The organism is Lysinibacillus sp. Bpr_S20 (assembly GCF_023337835.1).
In the GTDB taxonomy this organism is placed as follows: domain Bacteria; phylum Bacillota; class Bacilli; order Bacillales_A; family Planococcaceae; genus Lysinibacillus.
This window is the reverse complement of record NZ_JALNLQ010000002.1, coordinates 82,410-107,745: the sequence shown is the minus strand read 5'-3', so window position 1 is coordinate 107,745 and position 25,336 is coordinate 82,410. Positions and strand designations below refer to the sequence as shown.

Below are 25,336 nucleotides of genomic sequence, written 5' to 3'. Positions count from 1 at the left end.
TATATCCATAGTACTTTTGCGTCACTTTTAGTAATAGGCCTCACCCCTCTTAGGGTTTTCGACTCATTATAAACGATTATACTAAACAAATACTAAACAATCCCGGACTTTCTATTTATAAAATTCTAAAAACTTCTATATAGTTTCCACTTTTTTCATCTTTATACAACAACAAAAAAACAGCGAAAATAACTCAATTAGAGTACTTTCGCTGTTTTTCACTATAGATATGTTGGAATGCTTTTAATTCCATTTATTTTTTTATACATATTTTTATACAAAAAAATTTTTTTATTAATTTTTCCCTTGCCGTTGCAGTAAAGCTAATATTTGTTTTTTCACAGCAGGATGGGTACTGTTGTCCTCTAGGAAATCTAGTGGGAAATATATTTTATGATCTCGCTTCATGCGGCCAGAAATAGAATCAACAATAATAGATTCCCGTGAAAGCTCTCGTAGATCTCCATTTTTCATTTCTAAGAAAATAGGGACACGTACTTCTTCCTCTCCTGGTCGATAAAAGTCATAAGGTAAATCTGCCGTCGTATCGTGGACAAGATAATATTCTGGATTTAAATCAGCTTCCTTGAAAAGATCTTGTAATTTTTGATATTTATCTAGCTCTACACCTGGATCTAAATCGATGTACTGAAATAGCTTTCGGTTTACAAATCGGCGGCTTAAGTCACTTAATATAGCATCATCTTCTTGCATCCAAAGTTGAAAATATGTAAAAAGAATACTCTCATCTAATGCAAGATAGTCTTCAAGCGTAATGGAGTTACGGAAAAATGCTAAAAAGTGTGTTGGCTCGTGCTTAAATTTGTAGCCTGCCAAGCTCAGTTGTTTAGCTCGTTTTAAAATATTATTTAAGACAACTTCTGCACTGCGAGATACTGGGTGGAAATAAATTTGTAAGTACATTTGATAGCGGCTCATGATATAATCCTCTACCGCATGCATGCCCGTCGCCTTAATAACGACCTGATTTTTTCGTGGACGCATCACTCTTAAAATACGTTCCATATCAAAATGACCATAGCTTACGCCAGTGAAATAAGCATCACGCTGTAAATAATCCATACGATCAGCGTCTATTTGACTGGATATTAAACTGACTACCTGTTTATTCGGATATGTTTTTTCAATGACCTGCGATACTTTCTCCGGAAAATCAGTAGATACTTTTTTTAATACTGCATTCACTTCTGTATCGCCAAGCAAAATTTGTCTTGTATAAAATTCATGATCAAGCTCAAAGACATTTTCAAAAGCATGTGAAAATGGTCCATGCCCTAAGTCGTGTAATAGGGCTGCACAAAGCACAAGCAGTCGTTCATCTTCATCCCATTCAGGACGACCAGCAAAAATATCATCTACTATGCGGCGTACAATTTCGTAAACGCCAAGCGAATGACTAAAGCGGCTATGCTCTGCTCCATGGAATACTAAAAACGTTGTACCTAGCTGGCGAATTCGACGTAATCGCTGAAATTCCTTCGTACCCACTAGATCCCAAATCACTTGATCCCGTACATGCACATAGCGATGTACTGGATCCTTAAATACTTTTTCCTCTTGTAATTTAGCTTTTGCATAATGTGTCAATTGTACAGCACCCCCGTTTCCTATTTGTTCTATTATATGCGATAAATATAGGACTAGCATACATATTTACTTTTAATTATAGAGACTATCAACCTAACTCGCTGTATTCTTGTCTTATTTTAGGTTTCTATTGACCTAATTTCCATACTTATCATCATAACGTGGGGTTGATTTCCGTTCCGGCTGGGCGCTTTGTAGCTGCCGCTTTGCTTTCGCTACAGAAAACATTTGTTGCTGTCGCTTCGCTTTCGCACAGATAAAACATTGCCGCTGACGCTTCGCTTTCGCGCAGAGCAGAGCTTCCTGGGGGCGTCCGATGAGCCGCTTCACTCGCGTTGCTCGCTCCAGGGTCTCGGGCCAACAGATGTTTTTTGCGCGAAAGCGTAGTGTTAACGCAGCGACAGCAGCATGATGTTGGTCACGAAGGCGTTATCACAGGATGTGATGGTTTTAGCCTTCGTTCCCCTATCGCTAATCCCCAAGGAGTCGCCCAGCCTCCACTCCAATCAACATATATATGGAATACGTTTTGGCCAATACTATTCCTAACTTTGATGATGAACCAGCTTCAACATCAATGTTGGGGTAAGGCATAACGTGAAGCTTCCCGCCGCTTCATTGGCCTTCCGTCTCTCTGGCTCTTCTTTCCGTCACTTCGATAGTTCTTTCCGTCGCTCTTACTTTTCTATCCGTCGATAAAAAAACAGCCAAAAAAACAAAAACTATCTTCAACTAGACTAGTGAAGATAGCGCTTTGTTTTACTTATTTCTTTAACTTTGCTAAAACCTTTTCCATTAGTTCTTCTTCCGTTAATGCAGCAACAGGTCGACTATTTACAAAGGTAAATGTTTTTTTACGTCCCGGGCCACAATAGGAATGACAGCCAATTTCGATGGTTGCATCAGGATCGATTTCCTTTAATTTTGGAATTAACGTTTTTAAGTTAACGGCCTGACATTCATCGCAAACTTTAAATTCGTTTGCCATTGTGTCAACAACCCTTTCTATATAGTATTTTTTTAACTTCTTTTAGCAATTTGTAGCGAAAGCACAGCGGCAGCTACAGAAGTCTTCCCCCTCTATAGAGGATGAGATGAATCGGGAAGAAGTTCTTTGTGCATGCACAAATGCCGAGGCATAAATGATTCAAAAATTCGTTTCTATTGATCGTATGACTTTCACATATTTAAGTATGTAGCATACGTACAAACCTACATCGGGTATTGTATCGCATTTTTCCCCTTGTATTCAAGCATAATTCCTTCCACATGGATGAATAAAAGGTTAAAAGATTGGTCATGCTAGTTGTAAATAAAAGTTCCAAATAAAGGTGGGAGGATTTTAATATGAGTAAAGTTAGACAAGATGCTTGGTTAGAAGAAAACGATGAATTATTAGCAGAGGCGGTAATTCGCCATGTAACGGAAGGTAGTACACAATTAAATGCCTTTGAAGAAGCTGGTGACGCTTTAAATCGTACTGCTGCTGCATGTGGCTTTCGTTGGAATGCTGTTGTTCGCAAAGAATACGAGGAACAATTAGCAGAAGCAAAAAAAGAAAGAAAAGAAAGAATGCGAGTGTTGGGAGCTCCAGCAAGACGCCGTGCTTCTAGTATGTTTACAGTTAATAGTAGTGGCGCAGAGGGTAAATCCATTCCTCTTTCTGCATTAAATCTCGATATTGTCATAGCTTATTTATTACGTTTACAGCACTCTGGTGAAGTAGGTAATGAGTCTACAAAATGGAGACAACTAGTACACGTAACATCTGAGAAAAATAAAAAACTAGAGAAAACCATTACACAGCTAGAAGAGGAAAATAGAGCTATTCGAAAAGATTACGAGCAATTTGTACAAATTATGAACCGCGCTAGACGACTAGTAACACTAGATGAAGAGGAAGAACGAATTGCACCTGTTTTCAAAATGGAGAAAAACGGCAATCTTGTTGTAAGTAGCCCTTATGCACAAGAAAATGGCGATGCGCTTAATTAGCAGCATCGCTTTTTTTCTTGGAAATGATTGATGATTACAGTTTCCGATCAAGCATTTTCGTATTCCGTTCTAAAATACGTTGTAAATAAAATGCATAGAGCGTTAATTCTTCATCATGGAAAGATTCAACTCGAATTTCTTCTGCCATATTGTTAAGAAGCTGCTGTAAACGGATCACAACGGCTTCCACCGTTAATGAGGCATCAATCAGTTCTGATAACGACGCCATCACATTAGGGACAATAGTAGGATACGTAAATTTCGTTTCCTCTCCTTTTAGACTTTCCTTGTAAAAGTCTCGAATGAGCGCCGCTCGATCTGATCCGCTTCCTTCAATACATAAATAAATTTGCACTGCTACCCCTTGACGTAAGCGTCTTTGCGATATACCAGCAAATTTCTTTCCTTCTATACTTAAATCATAGGATCCTGGACAATAGGAGCCTACAATTTCATAGGCTTCGATTTGATCCGCTACTTCAGGGAATAATTCCTTTACTAGGGCTACCATTACATCATAGCCATCATTAATACTTAGCGCTTCCGTTTGTTCAGATAAAACAATAGAAATATTCAATACACCTTCATCCAGCACAACGGCTAATCCGCCTGAATTGCGTACAATAGGATGATAGCCACGTGCTTTGAGCAAGTCCATGCCCTGCTGCACATAGGGTAGACGGTGATCCTGAATACCAAGCACAACAGATGCATCATGTACCCATGTACGAATAGTTGGTGGAGAGGCTAATTGCCCAACTAGCTGACATAACGTATCGTCGGTTGCAAAGGATTCAAGTGGCGATCTTTGCTTCGCGCTAATGGATTGATCGTAAAAACGCCAAATCGGCTGTTGTAAAATACTTTTCATGATTGGAGCTCCTCTATTTACATCTATTCTCTTTAGAATACATTATCTTTGGATGGTGTCAAATTCGTGAAATGCAGTCATGAACTTAGGGATTTTGTACAAACTATGATAAACTAAATTTTGAATGCTATTCACTTATAAAGGAGTGTTTTTAATAATGAATGAAGCAGCAATTACTTTAGATGGTTGGTACGCTTTACATGATTTTCGCTCAATCGACTGGGCTTCATGGAAACTAGTTTCTGCCGAAGAACGCCAAGCAGCAGTAGAAGAATTCATTACCTATTTAGAAAAATTAAACGAAGCTGATATCGCTAAAACAGGTGCCCATGCATTTTACGCAATTGTTGGTCAAAAAGCTGACTTTATGATTATGACATTACGCGAAACAATGGATGAGTTACAAGAGCTTGAAGCTGAATTCAATAAATTAGCGATTGCTGATTTTACAATTCCTACATATTCATATGTATCTGTTGTAGAGCTTTCCAACTATTTAGCAGGTGACTCAGACGAAGATCCTTACCAAAATCCACATGTACGTGCTCGTCTATATCCTGAGCTTCCACGTGCTAAGCATGTATGCTTCTATCCAATGGATAAGCGTCGTCAAGGCAATGACAACTGGTATATGCTTTCAATGGATGAACGCAAATCATTAATGCGTTCTCACGGTATGATTGGTCGTGGCTATGCTGGTAAAGTTAAACAAATTATTACTGGCTCTGTGGGCTTTGACGATCACGAATGGGGCGTAACATTATTCGCAGATGACGTACTCCAATTCAAAAAATTAGTCTATGAAATGCGTTTCGATGAAGTATCAGCCCGCTATGGTGAGTTCGGTGCATTCTTCGTTGGTAACCTTCTTGATCAAGAAAAACTTGTGAAATTCTTAACTGTCTAATTAAATATAAAAATGCGAGTCCTCCAATCGGACTCGCATTTTTTAATATTCGTTTTCTTCGCTGTTCTCTGATTCCAATATTAAAATAATTGTATGAATAAAAAAACCAGCTAGAATCATCAAGAAAACTAAGTACCAACTATACGGTTGCTGATAGTATTCTGCTATTCCAACGGCGATGAATGCACTTATGATAATTGCTACAAACGTCCCGAAAGTTTGCATGATAACACTCCTTCATGAGAGCAAAAAAATAATTTCCAACTTTAGTATGTCACCGTTTATTTTTAATATACTTACAAAACAGCAAATTCCACTTACTCAATCAAAAAAATAAGAAAGTGTCACCCCATTACGATGACACTTTCTTATTTTCATATGGCGTGCTGTGCCTTAAGGCCTTTCATCCTTCACCTTCAAAATTAAAATAATCGTATGGATGAAAAATCCCACTACGATTATTAGTATAAAAAGATACCAATGGAGTGGCTGTCCGTAAAAACTGCCCACTAAAAATGCCAGCACAGCACTCAACAAAATACCTATCCAAACACCAATCTCCATACCCTGTCACCTCACATGTATTCCATACACATGCAATTTCTAATCCTACGTTCCCCCGGATATTTTCTATTCTCTTTTTACCCATTTATCAATTATGTCTCGGCATGACAGACGTACCAAGTAGGAACGGAAATCACCCCCACATGTTGGTGATGTGCCTAGTCTGCCTCTTTTTTACAGACTACTCATCGTTATTAATATATGCTTAGTCATTTTAAATTGTGAATTTCTTTCATCGAAATTGAACATGTCTACAATACCATCATGCATATACTGTCTGCGAGGAGGAGTGAAAATCGCTGTTATAAAGACGAATGAGGCACAAACAGCTATGCTAGCAAGGCTTATGCGGGCTGAAGCAGAAGGTGAAGGAAACTTGGTATGCTGATGGTCGGCAATGTTGGCGTCAATCGTGTACGAGCAGATTGTTTAGATTTTAAGGATGTTCGTACCATTGAACAAATGGTTTATCAACGTCCTGAGGGCTTTGAAGCGACGCTAAAAGGCTACTTTTATCAACGAGCACGTGATCAAGACCTTCGATTAGCGAAGAGAGTTATTCAAGGCGAAAGATTCCATCCGGCGACTCGTTGCTATGGTTTTTCAGACCTGAGGGAGATTGTCCAGCACAATGGTATGGTCAGTGGAACACGGGAAGATTCAAAGCACATTGCTTCTTCTCGCCAACCGAAGAGGATTGTCCTCAAATCTAAAAGAAAGAAGGTTGATAACTTATGATGCCTTATTATTGGACACCAACAACGCAACAACAAATGCCTCCGCAGGTAATGCCTCCACAGACGACTGGAGCACGACCAACTGGACGGGAGCAATCGTATATTGAAAATATTTTCCGTTTGAATCGCGGAAAACCCGCTACCTTCCATTTTTCTTTCGAGCATGCTGTTGAGCCAGGAAAAAACGTGAAAATTGTGCGAGGCGTTGTAGAAGCTGCTGGTCGAGATCACGTGATTATACGTGAACTCAAATCGAATCACCGTTTCCTATTCCCAATGATTTACTTTGATTTTGCTGAATATGATGAAGAAATGGCCTATTTTAACCAAAATCCATAAGAAATAAACTATTCATAATTTCATATTTTTTATATGGTCCTATCCCGCTCCTCTATATGCGAATAAAATAAGAACAGAATATCGGTTTGCTCCTTCGCTCCGTTTTACTCAAGCTTCGTCGCATTGCAAATTGCGCTAGATCCCAATTGGGTCTGGTATTCTTGCTTGCACTGCAAATATTTTCGTATGTCATGAGGATTCTGCGTGGATATTTGCCATTAGATCAAAAAATCGGCATGTTAGGACACCTCCTAGCATGCCGATTTTTATTTGTTATTGATTTTCTTGTAAAAACTGCCATGTTGCTTTCCCTAATGTTTTGGCAGCAATCAACATGGCACGTTCATCAAAATCAAACCGTGCATGATGATGAGGATATGCCACTTCCCACTCTGGCTTTTTAGCACCTGTGAAGAAAAATGTACCTGGTACATTCTCTAAATAATACGCAAAGTCTTCTCCAATCATAAATGGTGGGCACGTTATAATATTTTTTACTCCTGGTATATCTGCTGCAAGTTGCGCAATAAATTCTGTTTCTTTCGCATGGTTGTAAACAGGTGGATAGCCTCTCGTATAACGAAAATCATAGCTTGCACCAAAGGCCAAACAAGTAGCATTTAAAACGGCCTCAAGCTCTTGCTCCATTTGTTTGCGCACCTGCTCCTCAAAAGTACGGACTGTTCCAGCTAATACTACTCGTTCAGCAATCACATTGAAAGGATTAATGGCCTCAAAATGACCGATTGTTAAAACGGCTGATTTTAATGGATCAATGCGGCGAGATATAAGCTGCTGTGCATTGATAACAAACTGGGACGCTAGAGTAACAGCATCAATAGAATGATGCGGTTCCGCACCATGACCACCCTTGCCTTGAATCGTAATTTCCACCTTATCCGCAGCAGCCATAATTGCTCCATCTCTCACCAATATATCCCCTAATGGTGTTGGTGCCCATAAATGTGTACCGAAAATAACATCTACACCCTCTAGACAACCATCTTCAATCATAGACTTTGCTCCACCTGGCGCCATTTCTTCTGCATGCTGATGAATAAAAACGACATTGCCTACAATGTCATCCTTCATTGCATGAAGTGCTTTTGCAAGCCCCAGTAATGTGGCAGTGTGGCCATCATGTCCACATGCGTGCATTTTACCATCCACTTTTGACTTATAAGGGACATCATTTTCCTCCTGAATTGCCAGTGCGTCAAAGTCAGCGCGCAATGCCACGGTTTTACCTGGCTTTCCTCCACGTAAAGTAGCAACAACACCACGGTCACCTACATGCTCACGAACTTCATGTCCAAGTGCTCGGTGAAAAGCAGCTACATACGCTGGCGTTTCCACTTCTTCAAAGGATAATTCCGGATATTCATGTAAATGACGACGAATCGCTACCATTTCATCATAGTTATTATCTAGCAAAGTAAAAAGTTTCTCCATATCACAAAACCTCACTTCTGATTTGTCGAACTTATTTGATAATAATAGTGTACTATAAATTCTTACAAAAAAAATAGGAATTAAAACGATCATTCTGTAAAAAATAAAAACTCCCTCACACTTAGTGCAAGGGAGTAACTTTATCTATATATTTTTACCGAGCATGTTTAAGCGCAGCTACGATAATTAGAACCCAGCCAGCTAAAAATAGAACCCCGCCAATTGGTGTAATAGCGCCTAGAACTTTAACGCCGCTGATTGCTAGCACATATAAGCTTCCTGAAAAGAAGACAATACCTAGGTTAAAAAAGATTCCAGCTAAATTTAACTGCTTGACCTCACCTAGTAGTTTAGAGCTCATTAAAATACCAATGATAAGTATAGCTGTGGCTTGAAACATCTGATACTGCACAGCTGTTTCCCAAATCCCGCGACTATAATCGTCTAAAACTTCTTTTAAAGCATGTGCACCAAATGCACCCAACGCCACCGCTAAAAAGCCGTGAAGTGCACCAGTCACGATAAATTTTTTCATGTCATTTTCCCTACCTTCAAAAGATATTTAAAAGTCAAAAATTGAATCACCATTTGCTCCGTCTTCTTCTTCAATTTTTGCTGTATATAAACTTGTCTGCTTCGGCTCTGACACTAGCATTTGTGGCAGATGCTTTGACTGCGCTTTAGAAATGCCGTTGGATGCTTCTAATACTACGTCGCATAATGCTCGGATTGCTGTTAAGGCTTCACGAATTTGTTGTTCGTCTCCGGCATTTTTGACACCGGATAATTGTTTTTCAAGTTGTTGAATAACGGCTTGATAAGGAATCATTGCATTCTCCTACTTTCTACTTTTGGCACAAATTTCAGACAGTCCGTGCCAGAGGATTGTTTAACGACAACGGATGGTATTTGCTTTGTTTTAAAGCCATATGCTACACAAGCTCGTGGAGTTTGTGGGTCCCATGTTACTTTAAAATATTGACATTTGAAACAATTTACCTTCATCGTTGCCCCCCGCTTTCTTCTATTATTAACTGTAACACGAAACAGTAAGTGCATCAATTTCGCCTTGGCGAACAAAGTTTACTAAGCTAAGCACCAATCAATTGGTTGCTCTCCCCATTCTTCTAACTGTGCATTGATTTTCGAGTATGGTTTACTGCCGAAAAAACCTCGATAAGCACTTAGTGGACTTGGATGAGGCGCTTCTAAGATTATATGTGGTGTTGAGTATTTACAAATTAATTGTTTTTTACGTTGAGCTGGCTTACCCCAAAGCACAAAAATAATTGGTTTATCTCTTGATGCTAATTTATCGATGACCGCATCCGTAAATTGCTCCCATCCTTGTTCTTTATGGGAATTTGCCTGACCCGCTCGAACGGTTAAAACCGTATTCAATAACATTACACCTTGCTGTGCCCATTTCGTTAATGTTCCGTTTTGAGGAATAGGACAACCAAGATCATCCTGTAACTCTTTTAGCATATTTCGAAGGCTTGGTGGATGTGAGATTCCTGGCATGACCGAAAAGCTTAATCCATGTGCTTGGTTTGGTCCATGATACGGATCCTGACCTAAAATTACGACCTTTACGTCATGATAAGCTGTCGTATAAAATGCATTCATTATGTCATTCATTGGTGGATAAATTGTTTGGGTTGAATACTCATTTTCTACAAATTGACAGAGCTTTGTATAGTATTTTTTTTCTACTTCTTCTGCAAGTATTGCTTGCCAATCGTTCGGGAATACTTGTTTCATCGTAATAAAGCCCCTTTCTCTTCTACAACGGTACAAAAAAACAAAGTTGAATTCAAGCTTCAATTCATTTATGCCTGGGCATCATCAGTTTTATGTTAAGACAAACTAGAGATGAGAGACTTCTGCTTCAACTGACCTTATAAAAATATATAATTCTGACTATTTTTACACATCCAGAATAAGACTATACTAGATGGTAATTTTAAAACATTCATTTATAAAGGAGATCTTCCACATGACTCTTAAAAAAACTTTAACGATTGCTGGTTCAGATACATCAGGCGGCGCAGGTATGCAAGCCGATCTTAAAACATTTCAGGAGCATGGCACATATGGCATGGTGGCATTAACGGTTGTTGTAACAATGGATCCAAACGGTTGGACTCATAACGTTACACCATTACCAACAGAGCTTTTACAAAAACAAATCGATACAGCTCTTTCAACAGGCATTGACGCCATAAAAACTGGCATGCTGTCAACGGAAGAAATTATTTGTATTGCAGGCGATGCTATTGCAAAATCTGGTACAGCAAATGTTGTCATTGACCCTGTAATGGTCTGCAAGGGAGAAGATGAAGTATTGAACCCTGGTAACACAGATGCGATGATTCAACATCTTTTACCATTAGCTGCAGTTACAACACCTAACCTGTTTGAAGCTGGGCAATTAGCCGGAACTGGAACACCAAAAACAATCGAGGAAATGAAAATAACAGCTCGTAAAATTCATGAACTTGGCGCTAAAGCTGTTGTCATTAAAGGTGGAAAAGCGTTAGCTACTGAAAAAGCGACTGACCTATTCTTCGACGGTGAAAAATTCTACTTATTAGAATCTGAAAAAGTCGCTTCTACTTATAACCATGGGGCTGGCTGTACATTTGCTGCTTCAGTAACAGCAAATCTTGCAAATGGTCTTTCAGTACAAGAGGCTGTCATTGAAGCAAAAGAATTCGTTTCAGCAGCAATCGCTCACGGTTGGGCATTAAATGACTATGTAGGACCCGTTATGCACGGCGCAAAATCTCGTTTCGGTGCACCACAAGTAACAGTAACAGAAATTTAAAAGCGAAAAGGCATCTGATTAGTTTCAGATGCCTCTTTTACATATAATAGTTCTCCATCATTTCGAGCCGATAATCCCATGGATCATTCATCGAAATGAATTGTGCTAATGCCTTACTTTCCTTTTTACGCTCTGCACGTACCTTCGCCCGTTCAGCTGCAGTTTCGTGTAGCTTTGTCTCCTCTACTGTTTCTGGAATGACATATGGAACTGGGGCAGGTTTATTATTTTCATCTAATGCAACAAAGGTTAATAATGCTGTTGCCGCTACCTTGCGTTCTCCCGTTTTTAAATTCTCGGAAATGACCTTTACGAAAACCTCCATTGAAGATATCCCTGTCCACGTTACATAGGATTCGAAATAAACAGAATCTGTCGGGCGGATTGGATGCAAGAAGTCTACAGAATCCGTTGAGGCCGTCACACAATCTCTACGACTATGCTTAGCTGCTGAAATTGAGGCTACTTGATCGATGTCACTCATTAATCGACCACCAAACAGTGTATTATGATTGTTAATATCATTCGGAAAAACTCGACTTGTTCGCATGACTCTAGATTCTTTACAATATTTAAATTTTTTGTTCACATCTATTCCCCCTTGAAATTACTGTTTATTTCTACTATATTGCTCTATTTTTCCATAAAAATCAATTAAATTGTTAGAAAATTGCGAATTTTTTATATTGAGGGATGTTTATTTCTTCTTATGCTTAGGACAAGATACGCTACTACTTCATATGCCATATATTAGCTGTATATGGGAGGGAGAAAAATGGCAAGACGTAGACAACAAAACATAAATGCTGATCCAAATAATCTAGGTGGTCAAGAAGCAGGTCTCCTTGGTGAAGACACAGGTCTCCTGAATGGAGATATAACGTCTACCAAAGTGGAATTAATATCTTCAATGGTTTTAACAATAGGGTATTCATTAGCAACCCTCTCCACCATTTTGGCATTGCAGGAAGAAGAGCAAAACGAACAGACAAGAACATCAGACGCGCAAAATCAAAATTTACAGTTTAGACAAATGCATAAGCATCTATCACATCTTAACAATCGTCTAGATTCCATTGAACGAAAACTCAACCGATATTAAAAAAATACATACCCCCATAAACCACTAAATATAAAAAGCCACGATTCTCCGTCATAAAAGAGAATCGTGGCTTTTTTACTATACTATGATAATGAGCTTTCCGTCTTCTTCCCTTTTTACAGCTATACATAACCATGTTGAAGGAACGTCATCTATTGTACCAAGATAGAATTCGTTATTACCTAGTTAAAATTCCCTTCAACATTATACGCTGCCTTTCCGTCAGTTAAGGAAGAAATCATGTTCAGTATCTTTTCATTTGTGAAACCGTATACAATACAAAACGACACATTTTGTACAAAATTGCTTTCACATTCATTATATTGATATATTTCTATAGTTTTTTCAAGAATTTTGCTTAAAAAATCTTCATAGATTAAAAGGTGTAATCAATTATGCTTCGGCAAAAACGTTCGGAAGCTTTAGATCAGTGGATTCGAAAGCGAAGCGGCAGCACAGTACGATATTGGTTACTCAGGCTTTTCATAGGATTTAACCTATTTCAGTGGATGTTTAGGGACCCCGCTGAAAGAAGTTAAACAAGCCTTCGAGATTCCTTTAAGGAGAAGTTTATCGTTGATGTAGTACTACTTAGGCATTCAATTTCCCTTTGTGAATTATTTTTACTATACTTAAAGGAGAAACAATCGAGAGGAGTGTTAAGATGCAAGAAGTACAAGTAAAGACGTTGCAGGAATTATTGAATTCTTTCGCCAACAAAGACGTTTATATTCATCTTGAGACGACAAACGGTTCTTATGCAGCACACTATGATGAGAAATTTTTCAATGCAGGTGCTTTTATTCGCAATGCAAAAATCAACTATGAACTTGCTAAAGTGGTAGATGATTCACCCCATCGTGTCGGGTTAAAAATGGCGCATGGCTGGGTTTATGCTCAAGGCATCACACATTTTGAATTAGATGATTTAGGCCGTTTATTAATGGCTGGACTAGACTACTCAGGTAAATTGGCGATTGCACTAGAAATTAGCGAAACGCCATTTACTTATTAAGGGGGACGACTTTTTGAATTTACAACCACAACGTCATATTTTAATTGTTTACCCTCACCCAGATGATGAGGCTTTTTCAGTTGCTGGAACAATTGCCTACTATACAAAGAAAATGAATACACCTGTTACATATGCCTGCTTAACTTTGGGCGAAATGGGGCGTAATTTAGGAAATCCACCTTTTGCAACACGTGAATCCTTGCCAGAAATTCGACGCAAAGAGCTTGTCGCAGCAGCGGATGCTATGGGTATACAGGATTTACGCATGCTTGGTTTCCGTGATAAAACGATTGAATTTGAAGACGATGAAAAAATGGTAAAGCTTGTTGAAGGTTTAATAGAAGAGTTAATGCCTTCACTTATTTTCACATTCTTACCTGGTTTTGCAGTGCATCCTGACCACGAGGCAACAGCGCGTGCCGTAGTAGAAGCTGTTCGTCGTATGCCAAAAGCTGCACGTCCACAAGTGTTAGGCTGTGCTTTTGCAAATGATACCATTGAAAAAAATGGAGAGCCGCATGTTATCGTTGATATTCGTGAAATGAAGGCGGATAAAGTGAACGCATTAAAAGCACATGCATCCCAAACAGCTTGGATGATGCAAGAAACAGAAAAACGCGTCGATAACGGTGAGCCAATGAGTGAAAGCTGGCTTAATATTGAAAAATTCTATATTATAAATCCTGATCAATATGTAAACTAACAATAAAACGGTTCTGTCCTCTCCATTGAGAACAGAACCGTTTTATTGTTAAGCAACCTTCATCTTTTTTAAAAAATGAATAATGAAAGTTATAAAGAAAATAATTATTAACACAACAAAAAACATATAGTGTGGAACGTGAATACCGATAACGCTGGCTAGCATTTTTAGGGCAATAACTCCAATAATAATAAACGCTGTCGCCTCTAATTCTGGTATTTTTTCAATAATGATTAAAAATAAGCCAGCAATAGTCCTCATCATTAAAATACCTAGCATTCCCCCGACTAGTAATATCCAAATTTGATTGGATATCGCAAAAGCAGCAAAAATCGCATCAATTGAAAAAGCAATATCCATCAGTTCTACAGAAATGACTGTTGCCCAAAACGTTCCGAAAAGACGAACCATCAGCCCTGATTTTTTCATTTCCCTAGCACTATCCGCTTCCCCAATCTGTAAGAAATGAGCGACACATAACCAGCCTAAATACAGAGCTCCTAGCAATTTAATATACCAAAACTCTACTAAATAAACCCCTATCCCGATAAATAAAAATCGGAAAAAATAGGCGCCCAACATACCGTACATTAATGCTCGTTTGCGTTGCTTGTTTGGCAAATGCTTCACTAGCACGGCTAATACAAGTGCGTTATCTGCCGAGAGTAAACCTTCTATTATCACTAGTGTCGATATTAACCCCCAAGATACAGGGTCAGATAAGATCTCTTTCCACATTTCCCAATCGAAAAATTGAATGTATGTAGATAGAATTCCTTGAATGATTTCCAATTACATACCCTCCTACTTGTCCTAAGGTATTCTAGTATATGCTTGACCATTTTCGTTATGAGGAAATAGGTGTATCCTTTATTTCTACAAAATATTCTCGAAGAAATTTAATTATTCTACATTTTTATTAAGTAGACACCGAAAATTTAGAATTTACTAAAAATTAATAACCAAAAGCAAATAAAATATGCTATCATAGATAAATGTTTTAAACGTATAACGGAGGATGGATACTATGGAAGCTGCTGACACTAGAACTGTGCAAGTAGAAAATATCTTGATTGCACATCATTTCTTAAAAGACGTAGTGGTGCACACGCCGCTACAAAAAAATGACTATTTATCCGAGAAATATGGAGCTAATATTTATTTTAAACGCGAAGATTTACAGCATGTACGCTCATTTAAACTTCGTGGTGCCTATTATAAGATTAAAAAAATTGAAGAAGAGGCTCGTGAAGCTGGCGTTGTTTGCGCAAGTGCTGGCAATCATGCTCAAGGTGTTGCCTACGCCTGCGCACAATTGAAAATTCAAGCAAGTATTTTTATGCCTCAAACAACACCTAAGCAAAAAATTGACCAGGTGCGTATGTTTGGTCGAGATTATGCAGAAATTATTTTAGCAGGTGATACCTTTGATGATGCTGCCGAAAGTGCATTAGCTCACTGTGATGAACACGATAAAATCTTTATTCACCCATTTGATGATTTTGATGTCATTGCTGGGCAAGGAACAGTCGCAGTTGAAATTATGAATGATATAGAGGAGCCGATTGATTACGTATTTGGTAGTATTGGTGGCGGCGGCTTAATGTCAGGGGTTTCTGCCTATGTGAAAAACCTTTCCCCTACTAGCAAAATTATTGGTGTAGAGCCTTCTGGGGCGGGCAGTATGAAGGCTGCATTTGAAGAAGGCGGTGCAGTAGCACTTGATTGGATTGATAAATTCGTAGACGGTGCTGCGGTAAAGTGCGTCGGTCATCACACTTATGATGTTTGTCGTCGCTACTTAGACGACATTGTATTAGTACCAGAAGGAAAAGTCTGTACAACGATTTTAGATCTTTATAACAAACACGCGATTATTGCAGAGCCTGCAGGAGCATTGTCTGTAGCAGCACTTGACTCTTATAAAGAGGAAATTAAAGGGAAATCAGTCGTTATCATCATTAGTGGTGGTAATAATGACATCGGTCGTATGCAGGAGATTAAAGAAAAATCTTTAATCCACGAAGGTTTACTATATTACTTCATCGTAAGCTTCCCACAGCGTGCAGGCGCACTTCGCCAATTCCTAACAAGCGTTGTAGGACCGAACGATGACATTACAACTTTCGAATATACAAAGAAAAACAACAAAGAAAGTGGTCCTGCCTTAGTCGGTATCGAGCTTGGCAATCGTAAAGATTACGAAGGATTACTCGCACGCATGAACGAATTCGGATTCAAATACAAAGAAGTAAACAACGACATCCAACTATTTGGCTTATTAGTCTAATAATAAAGGGTCACACTTGCTATGTGAGTGTGGCTTTTTTAGGTTTATAGAGGCACTTTTGAGATTTATCGAGAACTTTTGATTGTTTATCGCCCAACTTTTTAGTTTATCCACCAACTTTTCTAGTTTATCTACTAACTTTTTTAGTTTATCTACCAACTTTATCGATTTATCGACCAACTTTTTTAATTTATCACCCAACTTTCCAATAATATCGACATCTACCTTACTGGCGACACTATCTGACCGCACCGATAGTTTGCGTCGCTTACATTTAATCTAATAATTTAGCAGGAATTATATATTTTCTATTTTTATTTTCACCAACCACTTCAAACTTTAACTTTTTCAATAAGTAATAAGCTATTCTCTCTGAGTCAATATCAAAAAAATTACGAAATTGCTCATTAGAAATATTGTTTCCCAGCATTAGCTGATAATCTTGTAATGCTACTAGCATCGATTTATTATCTATCCGTTGACACTTGCTACAACGCCATTTCCCATAGAAATACCGTACCTTATGCTGATACTCACACTGCGAGCATAATGCCCCTTTTCTTAGTTCACCCCACTCGATATCTGGTATCCATTGTGTTGGTTCATGCTTCTTTAGAATGTGTTCAACGATATGTTCTAAATCTTTTTCACTCAAACAGACTCGTGAATAGCGTAAAAACAACTGCTCTACCTTTTCTGCCAAGCCACTCACATGAATAATAGGCTGCGCCGATAAACTGGACGTCATTATCATATTCGGATTTGCAGAGACAATCATATATATAATCGGTATATGATAGCCCGCTTTTTGAAAAATTTGACGCAAAAACCTAGCATGCCGCTTCACTTGATCAAAGGGATTACGAAAGCCGTCGACTTTGCCTTCAGAAGTAATCCGAATAAATTGATGATGATCTTCCATATATTCTATATGACCAACGATATTTTTGATTTCCACTATTAAAATAAAATTTTGCGACATCAATAATGTATCTATTTGATGTATGGATCCACCTTCAGCTTTTAGCACAACATCATGCAATAAATAATACATATGCTCCAAATAGATATTTTGCCATTCCTGATCTACTCTTTGCTCACCTGCATACCCTGCTCTTGTTCTATTTAACATTTCTTGAATAGTAAGTAGACTTTGGGTGAGATTTAGGCAATCGCCTTTCAAGCATTTCTAATATGAGTTGTTTCGATGAAATTTCCCGTTTTTTCAGTAACATGTTTTCACCTCCTTTCGCTAGATTATAATGCAAACACTTTCCCATATTTATCGAGAACTTTTGATTATTTATCTACCAACTTTTTTAGTTTATCTACCAACTTTATCGATTTATCGACCAACTTTTTTAATTTATCACCCAACTTCCTAAAAATATCGACATCTAGCAGAAAAACGCTCACACCGAAGTATGAGCGTTTTATCATTTATTATCCTAGTAACGCACGGTCTGAGTTCATTTTCTCACCGCGGATACGTTCGAACTCTGCCATTAAATCAGGAATGGTTAATTCATGCTTACGATCCTCGCCAACCTCTAAAATAATTTGACCTTTATCCATCATAATCAGGCGATTCCCTAAGTCTAATGCTTGTTGCATATTGTGCGTGACCATTAACGTCGTTAAGCTGTCTTTCTCAACTAAATATTTCGTAATACGTGTGATTAACTCTGCACGGGATGGGTCAAGTGCAGCCGTGTGCTCATCTAGCAATAAAATCGAAGGCTTCGTGAATGTTGCCATTAAAAGAGATAGCGCCTGACGCTCCCCTCCAGAAAGTAAGCCGACTTTTGCAGAGAGGCGATTTTCCAAATTTAAGCCTAACATCTGTAAGGATTCCTTGAAAAATTCTCGACGCTTTTTATCAACACCGAAACGCATCCCTCTACTCTTATTACGCGAGTAAGCTAATGCTAAATTTTCTTCAATCGTCATTGTTGGTGCTGTACCAGCCATTGGATCCTGGAATACGCGACCGATATAGTGAGAACGTTTATATTCTGGTAAAGGAGTTACCTCATTCCCATCAATTGAAACCGTGCCGAAATCTGGTGTTAATGCGCCAGAAACCATATTCATCATGGTTGATTTACCAGCACCATTACTACCGATAATTGTGACGAAATCCCCTGGCTTTAAGTGCAAATTAATTTCTGCAAGTGCTATTTTTTCATCAGGGGTACCTTCATTGAAAATCTTATTAATGCCATGTAATTTAAGCAAGGCCTTTCCCTCCCTGCTCAATCGGCTTCTTTACTCGTGTCTTCTCTGCTGCGCGCTTCACCTTGCGTTTGCGCTCCTTACTCTTATGAATAAATTGAGGTAAAATCAGCGCTATAATTACAATGATAGCTGTTATTAATTTCATATCTCCAGAATCAAGGAAATCTACTCGTAATGCTAATGCTAGAATAATGCGGTAAATGATAGCTCCAGCAATGACAGCAAAAGTTGTACGCATAATCGTTTTTGTACCAAAAATTGCTTCACCAATGATAACAGATGCAAGGCCGATAACGATCATCCCAATTCCCATACTTACATCCGAGAACTTCGAATATTGTGCGATTAAAGCACCTGAAAATGCGACAAGTGCGTTTGAAAGTCCTAGCCCTAGAATAATAAGTGTATCTGTATTTGCCGAGAAGCTACGAATCATACGCTTATTATCACCAGTTGCTCGAATAGCCAGACCAATCTCTGTTTTCAAGAACCAGTCTGCAATGAACTTTATTAGAATTGTGATGATTAACACGACGATGATCGTGCTCCATGTTCCTGGTAGTTTCTGTACGCCGAAGCCTTTTAGTAGGTTATTTAATACCGTATCGATTCCTAAATTACTCCAAAATGCTTGAAACTTTGAAAATAAAGTCTCTGAATTTAATAGTGGAATATTTGGACGACCTATCGTATTTTCTGCCGTTGATCCCATAATACGTAGGTTAATAGAATACAAAGCAATCATCATTAAAATCCCTGATAATAGAGGATTAATTTTCCCCTTTGTGTGAAGAATTCCTGTCATACATCCAGCAATAAATCCAGCAACAATTGCCACCAAAGTCGCTAAGATAGGGTGGTAGCCAAGCAGAATCATCGTCGCTGCTGTAGCCGCCCCTGTTACAAAGCTTCCATCAACCGTTAAATCCGGAAAATCTAACACGCGGAATGTTAAATACACACCAAGTGCCATAATCGCATAGATGATCCCTTGCTCCATTGCACCAAATATTGCTAAAAACATATTGAATCATCCCCTCATAATTTCTTAAACTATTTTTCATTAAAAATTCTTACCTGAGATCCATTCTCTAAGATGAAATTAGTGCAACGTCTTCTGTGATAAAATCTTCTTGACCAACACTCATGTTGCCTGAATGGGCCCCATACTCTCACACGGGAATTTTCACCAAATCCATTTGTTCAAATAATGAGCTCATCACCAAAAGTTGGAGATGATATATATTAATACTACTCAATTTATATAAGTTGATTGGAGTGGAGACTGGGCGACTCCTTGGGGACCGGCGATAGGGGAACGAAGGCTAAGAACATCACATCCTGTGATAACGCCTTCGTGACCAACATCAATGCTGCTGCCGCTACGTTAGCACTACGCTTTCGCGCAAAAAACATCTGTTGGCCCGAGACCCTGCAGCGAAGCGGCTCATCGGACGCCCCCAGGAAGCTTTGCTCTGTGCGAAAGCGTAGCGGCAGCAGCAAATGTTTTCTGTAGCGAAAGCAAAGCGTCAGCTACAAATGTTTTATCTGTGCGAAAGCGTAGCTGCAGCAACAAAGCGCTCAGTCGGAACGGAAATCAACCCTACACTATGATGATGTACCAATTTAATAGGAGTTTCCCCGATCTAAAACTTACATAAAAACCCTTAAACTATTACTCTAAAAGAAGATAAAGCGGGGGCAGTTTTAGTTCTCCCCCGCTTCGTTTTAATTAGGTCATTACTTTTCTAAAAGCTCTGCACCCCAAGAATCTTTAATTTCAATTCCTAAACCATCTGCTACTTTTTTATTGATGACTAGTTTTAACTTTTGTGGATATTGAGCTGGAATATCAGCAGGTTTTGCTTCACCTTTTAAAATCTTCACAGCCATTTGCCCCGCTTCATAACCGATGTCATAATATTCAAAACCATATGCAGCTAAGCCCCCACGTGCAACAGAGTCAAGCTCTCCTACAACTAGTGGTAATTTATTGGCATTCGCTACATCAATGACAGACTCTAGAGCCGAAACTACTGTATTATCAGTAATGATATAGAATGCATCAGCTTTACCGATTAATGATTCCGCAGCTTGTTTTACTTCCGCAGAAGTTGCCGCAGATGCCTCAACTACTGTTAGGCCTTGCTCGCCCATGACCTTTTTCACTTCTTTTACTTGTGCTACTGAGTTTTGTTCACCAGCATTGTAAACCATACCTACTTTTTTCGCGCCTAATTCTTTTAAGAATGCCACTGTTTTCGAAATAGTATCAGGATGTAAATCGATCGTTCCTGTTACATTTTTCCCTGGCTTCTCCATTGAATCTATTAACTGTGCGCCAACAGCATCTGTTACAGACGTGAAGACAATGGGAATATCACTAGTAGCTGTCGCTGCTGCTTGTGCAGAAGGCGTAGAGTTTGCAAAAATCAAATCTACGTTGGCACTTACTAGATTGTTTGCAATCGTCGTGTTAAGGCTGTTATCTCCTTGCGCTATTTGTGGATCGTAGTCAACTTTTAACCCTGAATCTTCAATTGCCTTTTTAAAGCCATCAGTCGCAGCATTTAAAGATGGATGCTCCACAATTTGAGTAATCCCGATTTTATACGTTTTGTCATCTGCATTGCTCTCACTGGCATTATTCTTTTCTTTCTCTTTCGAATCCGATGAATTAGAGCCACTGCTACCGCAAGCAGCAAGCATTAAAACTAATCCAAATAACAGGAACGAAAGCTTTTTTAAATTACTTCTCATAAATAATCCCCCCGATATTATCTTTGATATTTATCACACTTTATCCAAACAAAGTGTGAACGTATCGCTATATTATCTTTATTATATAGCTTAGTCAACAACATTATGAATGTTCTGACATTTAAATTTAACAAAATATTTTATTTTTTCACTAAATTTGTCGCTTTAAACTACTAAACTACGCTATTTCTATAAACTGATTTCTTTTTCTAACATAACAAAAATATTTTCGACAAATTCGCGAAGTTATTTTTCTGACATTTAATTTCTATACCAAATCTATGTAAAACACAAAAAACCTGACATTCCCTATAAGAAAAGTCAGGCCATCAAACAGTATTTTTTTCGCTTTTACTTCTTCAAAATATCTACTAACCAACTACTTTGGGGTAACGGAATATCAGGGAAGCATACGTACGTTTGAGCAACACCTTGAATGGCTGAATAAAAACAACCTGCAAGTGCTTTAGGATCACCATCTCGTATTACTCCCTTAACTTGACCCTCTTTTACTAAACGTTCGAAATTCTCAGATGCGGCCAGATCGCTAGCAACTTGTTGAATAGAATCCGGTAAGTTACTTGCAATTAGTGTTTGAGCAACTAACATAAATAATTTTGCCGATAATGGATAAGTATTAAAAGAATCTAGTATCATCGTAACCATAGCATTTAAATACACTAAAGGTTGTTCTAATTCCTCTTCAGAAATATGAATATCAGCCATTTTAGCCCGGTTCAAAAGTTCAAGGTATACCTCTTCTTTAGAGCCGAAATAATGAAACATTAATCCTTGGCTAATTCCTACTGAATCCCCTATCTCTTTTGTGGTAGTCCCTTGATAACCATTTCTAATAAACAAATCCAAGCCCGCGTTTAGAATTTGCTCTCGTCTAACTTCCTTCTGTTCGCGGCGTTTATTCATTTCATCATAACCTCCTGCAACGATACTGCATTCATGCTTTTTCTATAGAGTAACATAATGACCTCGTATGAAACAGCAAAGATCACAAGAGAAAGAGCTATTGCCTTACTATCTGGTGTCATTGGTATCGCTATGGTAGACGCTTTTGCCAATAAGCCAAATAAAATTTTAGTTACAACAATAGCATAGAGGGTTCCAAATATAAATCCGATGTAGGCAATTATTCGAAAGCCAGACAAGACAATACGATTGCATTCTAAATTTGTATAGCCAAATGCTTTCATCATCGCTAAGTACTTACGATTAGAGGAAATAATGATTTTCATGACAATACTAATCGTTAAAATACTTAAAGCCAAGCCAATTATGATAAAAAGAAAGGACAGTGCAAAATACGTACCTTTTTGCTGAGAGCTTGCATATAATACGTCCTCAAATTTTGAAACAAACAGATGCCGCTTGCTGTCAAACTCGACATTGTCTTTAGTAAATACCCCATTATATTCTTCTTTTTCTAAAAGGCCCGTATGGATGGCAACGTCCATATTGCTGTAAACTACTTCCCCATATACCGATTGCTCAATAGCCGTTATAGGTAACTGATAAACAACATTATTTACATAAATTTTTACAGTATCCCCAACCGACAAATCATATTTCTTACGCATCCAATCATTCACAACAATGCCTTCCTGCTTGGAAATATCTATAGTCTCCTGCTTCTGTATACTATAGAGCTTAAAGCGAGAAAGACTACTAGATAAAGCCATGAATTGGCCATTATTTAATACGCCACCATCTGGAAACTCTATTTTACAATCTTCTGAAAAATAAGGTGTTTCAGCGTCTAAGAATTTCATTTCCTTCGCCTCAATGAATCGTACGTTACTTTTATATTCAGATCCTTTAAATGTTAATGAGGATACCTTATCAGACATTGCTTGCAAAGAAAAAGCAATCTGTAAATTAGCGCTAGCCATAAAGCCTGTGAGTAAGGCCAAAAAGACTAATAGAATATTATTTAATACGATGGCTTTAAAGACTGCTTTTTTAAACGGGTTCGTTATCCTTATTCGCTTAACTAGGAAATTTAATTTTACTGATGTTCCATTACGAATCATTTCTAATGGCGGTTTACGTAAGGAGAATATCGCAATCACAAAAGCCATTACCAAGAAAAACAGCGCGGGAACTGTTGTAAACAATATGAATTGTACAGGATCAAAATTTTGTGTAACATTTGGCACGAGAAATGTAGCATTCATGCTATTAATGAACAGAGGACTAACTACATAGGAAACTAAATATCCTACAGCTGCGCCTATTAACACAAAAGGTCCTATTAGGAAATATCTTTTAGCAATTTGTATTCTAGCGTAACCAAGTGCTTTTAAAACACCCATAGTTGATTTCGTCTCCGTTATACTCTGGATAACGATAGTAATAAGCAACACCAACACAGTTAAACCAAAGAAACTTAAAGCACTAATAAGACTGATCTTAAACATTTTTTCTTTTGCGCTTAATGCAGAAAGTATTTGTGGATTATCCTCTTTACTCATCACAGACTTTACCTGTGAATCCATAAGCATTTCTTCTAGATTAGTTTGTTTCTGTTCCTCAGAAACACTTTCTAAAAAGCGGCCCGCATAACTTGTTTTCTCCTGTTCATCCCAATTTGAGTAAACTTCTTCACTACATAAAATTAATGCTTGAGTAGTAGGTTTGTAGCCAACACCATTATCAGCTACCAGTGGTGAAATTGCGTCCGGTAAAGTAAAAATCCCACTAATTGAATATGTTGTATTGCCAATAGTAACTGGATCTCCTAATGCTAATTTATTGTCCTGCGAAAAATTTTTATCTATTGCAATTTCAGTTGTTTTTTGGGGCGCAACGCCTTCTGAATATAGTGGAATATCAATGTGGCGCGTATTTTGCATAATACGATATACATTTTTTTCATCATAAATGACTTTATATGTCATCGGATCATACGAGAAAGAATACTTATTGGAAAGGTCCGTTATTATTCCCTCATCATGTAGAGTAAGCGTAAAGTCTTGCTGATTTTGATGTGCAAGTACCTTCTTTATGGAGTCTATGCTTTGAAGATAGAAAACCAGTAACGTACAAATAAATACTGCACAGACAACAACCAGTACTAGCGGATACTGTTTTTTAAATTTCATTAAATGTACTCCCTCTCTCACCATGTAATTTCATTAACATCCCGTGGATGAGCATTGTTAGTTACTTCCACAATTTTTCCGCTAGTCATTTTGATTACCTTTGTTGCAATTTGAGCAATACTAGCATTGTGCGTTACCATAATAATGGTAAATTTCAATTGTTTTTGAAGCTGCTTCAAAAAAGTTAAGATTTGTTTGCTCGTTTCTTCGTCTAATGCTCCAGTTGGTTCATCACAAAACAAAAAATCCGGTTTTTTCGCTAATGCACGGGCAATAGACACTCGTTGTTGTTGTCCCCCCGAAAGTTCATAAGGAAGACGTTTTTCTAATCCACCAAGTCCTAAAGCATCAATTATGTCAGAAATATTTTTGTTCCCTTTTAAATCAGCACCCATTTTAATATTAGATTCTACAGTTAAAAACGGGAGTAAATAATAGGCTTGAAAAATGAAAGCCGTTTTGTCACGTCTAAATAGCGTCAGTTCTTTTTGATTTAATCCACAAATCTCATAGTCATCGTAAGTGACACTTCCTGAATCCGGTTGCTCTAAACCAGAAATTACATTAAGCAGTGTAGATTTACCGGATCCAGAAGGACCTAGAATGACAACGAATTCCTCATCATCAATCGACAATGAAACAGCATTTAATGCATAAAGCAATTCACGACCATTTTGATAACTTTTAACCAAATTCTCTATTCTTAACATGTTAGACCTCCAAACGATTTTTATTAATTAATTAATCAATTAACAAAACAATATTATTGATTAATTAATTTGTCAATAATAAAAAAGCCTATTTCTGAT

The 25,336-nt window shown here is 38.0% G+C and carries 28 protein-coding genes and 1 pseudogene; 9 read left to right on the top strand and 20 right to left on the bottom strand.

What is annotated here, in order from left to right; translation table 11 throughout:
• Nucleotides 1–294: 294 nt before the first annotated feature.
• From MWJ95_RS05150 to MWJ95_RS05140, 3 genes are all read right to left on the bottom strand, one after another.
• On the bottom strand, nucleotides 295–1,668 hold the full coding sequence (locus MWJ95_RS05150; RefSeq protein WP_374110221.1) for an HD domain-containing protein: 1,374 nt from the start codon (nucleotides 1,666–1,668) through the stop codon (nucleotides 295–297).
• Nucleotides 1,669–1,743: 75 nt separating this feature from the next.
• A complete protein-coding gene (locus MWJ95_RS05145; protein WP_249104634.1) occupies nucleotides 1,744–1,938 on the bottom strand; it encodes a hypothetical protein in 195 nt (64 codons plus the stop codon).
• A gap of 433 nt (nucleotides 1,939–2,371) precedes the next feature.
• Entirely contained in the window at nucleotides 2,372–2,596 is a 225-nt protein-coding gene (locus tag MWJ95_RS05140; protein ID WP_049667962.1) for a YuzB family protein, read from the bottom strand.
• 359 nt (nucleotides 2,597–2,955) lie between these two features.
• On the opposite strand from MWJ95_RS05140, the gene MWJ95_RS05135 reads away from it, so the two are divergent.
• Nucleotides 2,956–3,603 carry an RsfA family transcriptional regulator gene (locus tag MWJ95_RS05135; protein WP_249075202.1) on the top strand — a complete coding sequence of 216 codons (648 nt, stop codon included), beginning with the start codon at nucleotides 2,956–2,958 and terminating at the stop codon, nucleotides 3,601–3,603.
• A gap of 34 nt (nucleotides 3,604–3,637) precedes the next feature.
• On the opposite strand, the gene lipL is transcribed toward MWJ95_RS05135, so the two are convergent.
• The gene (gene lipL / locus MWJ95_RS05130; RefSeq protein WP_249104632.1) at nucleotides 3,638–4,474 is read right to left on the bottom strand and encodes an octanoyl-[GcvH]:protein N-octanoyltransferase; all 837 of its coding nucleotides are present in this window, start codon (nucleotides 4,472–4,474) and stop codon (nucleotides 3,638–3,640) included.
• 157 nt (nucleotides 4,475–4,631) lie between these two features.
• Between lipL and hemQ the strand changes: the two genes are divergently transcribed.
• The gene (gene hemQ, locus MWJ95_RS05125) at nucleotides 4,632–5,381 is read left to right on the top strand and encodes a hydrogen peroxide-dependent heme synthase (RefSeq protein ID WP_249104630.1); all 750 of its coding nucleotides are present in this window, start codon (nucleotides 4,632–4,634) and stop codon (nucleotides 5,379–5,381) included.
• Between the two features lie 42 nt (nucleotides 5,382–5,423).
• Here the strand turns inward: hemQ and MWJ95_RS05120 are convergent, their stop codons facing one another.
• Both MWJ95_RS05120 and MWJ95_RS05115 read right to left on the bottom strand, forming a co-directional pair.
• Nucleotides 5,424–5,606 (bottom strand): hypothetical protein, encoded by a 183-nt coding sequence (locus MWJ95_RS05120; RefSeq protein WP_249075205.1) that lies wholly within the window; start codon nucleotides 5,604–5,606, stop codon nucleotides 5,424–5,426.
• A 168-nt stretch (nucleotides 5,607–5,774) separates the two neighbouring features.
• Entirely contained in the window at nucleotides 5,775–5,945 is a 171-nt protein-coding gene (locus tag MWJ95_RS05115; RefSeq protein ID WP_249104628.1) for a hypothetical protein, read from the bottom strand.
• Between the two features lie 331 nt (nucleotides 5,946–6,276).
• On the opposite strand from MWJ95_RS05115, the pseudogene MWJ95_RS05110 reads away from it, so the two are divergent.
• Nucleotides 6,277–6,658, top strand: a pseudogene (locus tag MWJ95_RS05110) (cell wall hydrolase).
• Nucleotides 6,659–6,679: 21 nt separating this feature from the next.
• Complete coding sequence (gerQ, locus tag MWJ95_RS05105; protein WP_249075206.1) at nucleotides 6,680–7,021, top strand: spore coat protein GerQ; 342 nt, start codon at nucleotides 6,680–6,682, stop codon at nucleotides 7,019–7,021.
• Nucleotides 7,022–7,294: 273 nt separating this feature from the next.
• Here the strand turns inward: gerQ and MWJ95_RS05100 are convergent, their stop codons facing one another.
• The 5 genes from MWJ95_RS05100 to MWJ95_RS05080 all read right to left on the bottom strand — a co-directional run bounded on the left by MWJ95_RS05100 (nucleotide 7,295) and on the right by MWJ95_RS05080 (nucleotide 10,237).
• Nucleotides 7,295–8,473 carry a M20 family metallopeptidase gene (locus MWJ95_RS05100; RefSeq protein ID WP_249075207.1) on the bottom strand — a complete coding sequence of 393 codons (1,179 nt, stop codon included), beginning with the start codon at nucleotides 8,471–8,473 and terminating at the stop codon, nucleotides 7,295–7,297.
• Between the two features lie 154 nt (nucleotides 8,474–8,627).
• Complete coding sequence (locus tag MWJ95_RS05095; protein ID WP_249075208.1) at nucleotides 8,628–9,008, bottom strand: DUF423 domain-containing protein; 381 nt, start codon at nucleotides 9,006–9,008, stop codon at nucleotides 8,628–8,630.
• Between the two features lie 27 nt (nucleotides 9,009–9,035).
• Entirely contained in the window at nucleotides 9,036–9,302 is a 267-nt protein-coding gene (locus tag MWJ95_RS05090) for a YwdI family protein (protein ID WP_249075209.1), read from the bottom strand.
• On the bottom strand, nucleotides 9,299–9,478 hold the full coding sequence (locus MWJ95_RS05085) for a uracil-DNA glycosylase (protein WP_249075210.1): 180 nt from the start codon (nucleotides 9,476–9,478) through the stop codon (nucleotides 9,299–9,301). The genes MWJ95_RS05090 and MWJ95_RS05085 overlap by 4 nt, the downstream gene beginning before the upstream one ends.
• Before the next feature lie 81 nt (nucleotides 9,479–9,559).
• On the bottom strand, nucleotides 9,560–10,237 hold the full coding sequence (locus MWJ95_RS05080; protein WP_249075211.1) for a uracil-DNA glycosylase: 678 nt from the start codon (nucleotides 10,235–10,237) through the stop codon (nucleotides 9,560–9,562).
• Nucleotides 10,238–10,472: 235 nt separating this feature from the next.
• Here MWJ95_RS05080 and thiD point away from each other — a divergent pair, with 235 nt between their 5' ends.
• Nucleotides 10,473–11,303 carry a bifunctional hydroxymethylpyrimidine kinase/phosphomethylpyrimidine kinase gene (thiD, locus tag MWJ95_RS05075; protein WP_249075212.1) on the top strand — a complete coding sequence of 277 codons (831 nt, stop codon included), beginning with the start codon at nucleotides 10,473–10,475 and terminating at the stop codon, nucleotides 11,301–11,303.
• 37 nt (nucleotides 11,304–11,340) lie between these two features.
• Here the strand turns inward: thiD and MWJ95_RS05070 are convergent, their stop codons facing one another.
• On the bottom strand, nucleotides 11,341–11,892 hold the full coding sequence (locus tag MWJ95_RS05070; RefSeq protein ID WP_249075213.1) for an acyl-CoA thioesterase: 552 nt from the start codon (nucleotides 11,890–11,892) through the stop codon (nucleotides 11,341–11,343).
• A gap of 186 nt (nucleotides 11,893–12,078) precedes the next feature.
• On the opposite strand from MWJ95_RS05070, the gene MWJ95_RS05065 reads away from it, so the two are divergent.
• The 3 genes from MWJ95_RS05065 (at nucleotide 12,079) to bshB2 (ending at nucleotide 14,123) form a co-directional block, all read left to right on the top strand.
• On the top strand, nucleotides 12,079–12,405 hold the full coding sequence (locus MWJ95_RS05065) for a hypothetical protein (RefSeq protein ID WP_249075214.1): 327 nt from the start codon (nucleotides 12,079–12,081) through the stop codon (nucleotides 12,403–12,405).
• A gap of 664 nt (nucleotides 12,406–13,069) precedes the next feature.
• The gene (locus MWJ95_RS05060) at nucleotides 13,070–13,420 is read left to right on the top strand and encodes a YojF family protein (protein WP_049667947.1); all 351 of its coding nucleotides are present in this window, start codon (nucleotides 13,070–13,072) and stop codon (nucleotides 13,418–13,420) included.
• A gap of 13 nt (nucleotides 13,421–13,433) precedes the next feature.
• A complete protein-coding gene (gene bshB2 / locus MWJ95_RS05055) occupies nucleotides 13,434–14,123 on the top strand; it encodes a bacillithiol biosynthesis deacetylase BshB2 (RefSeq protein WP_249075215.1) in 690 nt (229 codons plus the stop codon).
• Between the two features lie 48 nt (nucleotides 14,124–14,171).
• Here bshB2 and MWJ95_RS05050 read toward each other — a convergent pair whose 3' ends face one another.
• Nucleotides 14,172–14,915 (bottom strand): TerC family protein, encoded by a 744-nt coding sequence (locus MWJ95_RS05050; protein WP_249075216.1) that lies wholly within the window; start codon nucleotides 14,913–14,915, stop codon nucleotides 14,172–14,174.
• 235 nt (nucleotides 14,916–15,150) lie between these two features.
• On the opposite strand from MWJ95_RS05050, the gene ilvA reads away from it, so the two are divergent.
• A complete protein-coding gene (ilvA, locus tag MWJ95_RS05045; RefSeq protein ID WP_249075217.1) occupies nucleotides 15,151–16,413 on the top strand; it encodes a threonine ammonia-lyase IlvA in 1,263 nt (420 codons plus the stop codon).
• Between the two features lie 274 nt (nucleotides 16,414–16,687).
• Here ilvA and MWJ95_RS05040 read toward each other — a convergent pair whose 3' ends face one another.
• The 7 genes from MWJ95_RS05040 to MWJ95_RS05010 all read right to left on the bottom strand — a co-directional run bounded on the left by MWJ95_RS05040 (nucleotide 16,688) and on the right by MWJ95_RS05010 (nucleotide 25,237).
• On the bottom strand, nucleotides 16,688–17,545 hold the full coding sequence (locus MWJ95_RS05040; protein ID WP_249104626.1) for a nuclease-related domain-containing protein: 858 nt from the start codon (nucleotides 17,543–17,545) through the stop codon (nucleotides 16,688–16,690).
• A gap of 311 nt (nucleotides 17,546–17,856) precedes the next feature.
• Nucleotides 17,857–18,651, bottom strand: a complete 795-nt coding sequence (locus MWJ95_RS05035) for an ABC transporter ATP-binding protein (RefSeq protein WP_249075219.1) — start codon at nucleotides 18,649–18,651, stop codon at nucleotides 17,857–17,859.
• Entirely contained in the window at nucleotides 18,644–19,675 is a 1,032-nt protein-coding gene (locus MWJ95_RS05030; RefSeq protein WP_249075220.1) for an ABC transporter permease, read from the bottom strand. Before MWJ95_RS05030 ends, MWJ95_RS05035 begins: the two co-directional genes overlap by 8 nt.
• Before the next feature lie 716 nt (nucleotides 19,676–20,391).
• Entirely contained in the window at nucleotides 20,392–21,411 is a 1,020-nt protein-coding gene (locus MWJ95_RS05025) for an ABC transporter substrate-binding protein (protein WP_249104624.1), read from the bottom strand.
• A gap of 351 nt (nucleotides 21,412–21,762) precedes the next feature.
• On the bottom strand, nucleotides 21,763–22,335 hold the full coding sequence (locus tag MWJ95_RS05020) for a TetR/AcrR family transcriptional regulator (protein WP_249075222.1): 573 nt from the start codon (nucleotides 22,333–22,335) through the stop codon (nucleotides 21,763–21,765).
• The gene (locus tag MWJ95_RS05015; protein ID WP_249104622.1) at nucleotides 22,332–24,527 is read right to left on the bottom strand and encodes an FtsX-like permease family protein; all 2,196 of its coding nucleotides are present in this window, start codon (nucleotides 24,525–24,527) and stop codon (nucleotides 22,332–22,334) included. The genes MWJ95_RS05020 and MWJ95_RS05015 overlap by 4 nt, the downstream gene beginning before the upstream one ends.
• Nucleotides 24,528–24,544: 17 nt before the next feature.
• Nucleotides 24,545–25,237, bottom strand: a complete 693-nt coding sequence (locus MWJ95_RS05010; protein WP_249104619.1) for an ABC transporter ATP-binding protein — start codon at nucleotides 25,235–25,237, stop codon at nucleotides 24,545–24,547.
• Nucleotides 25,238–25,336 lie beyond the last annotated feature (99 nt).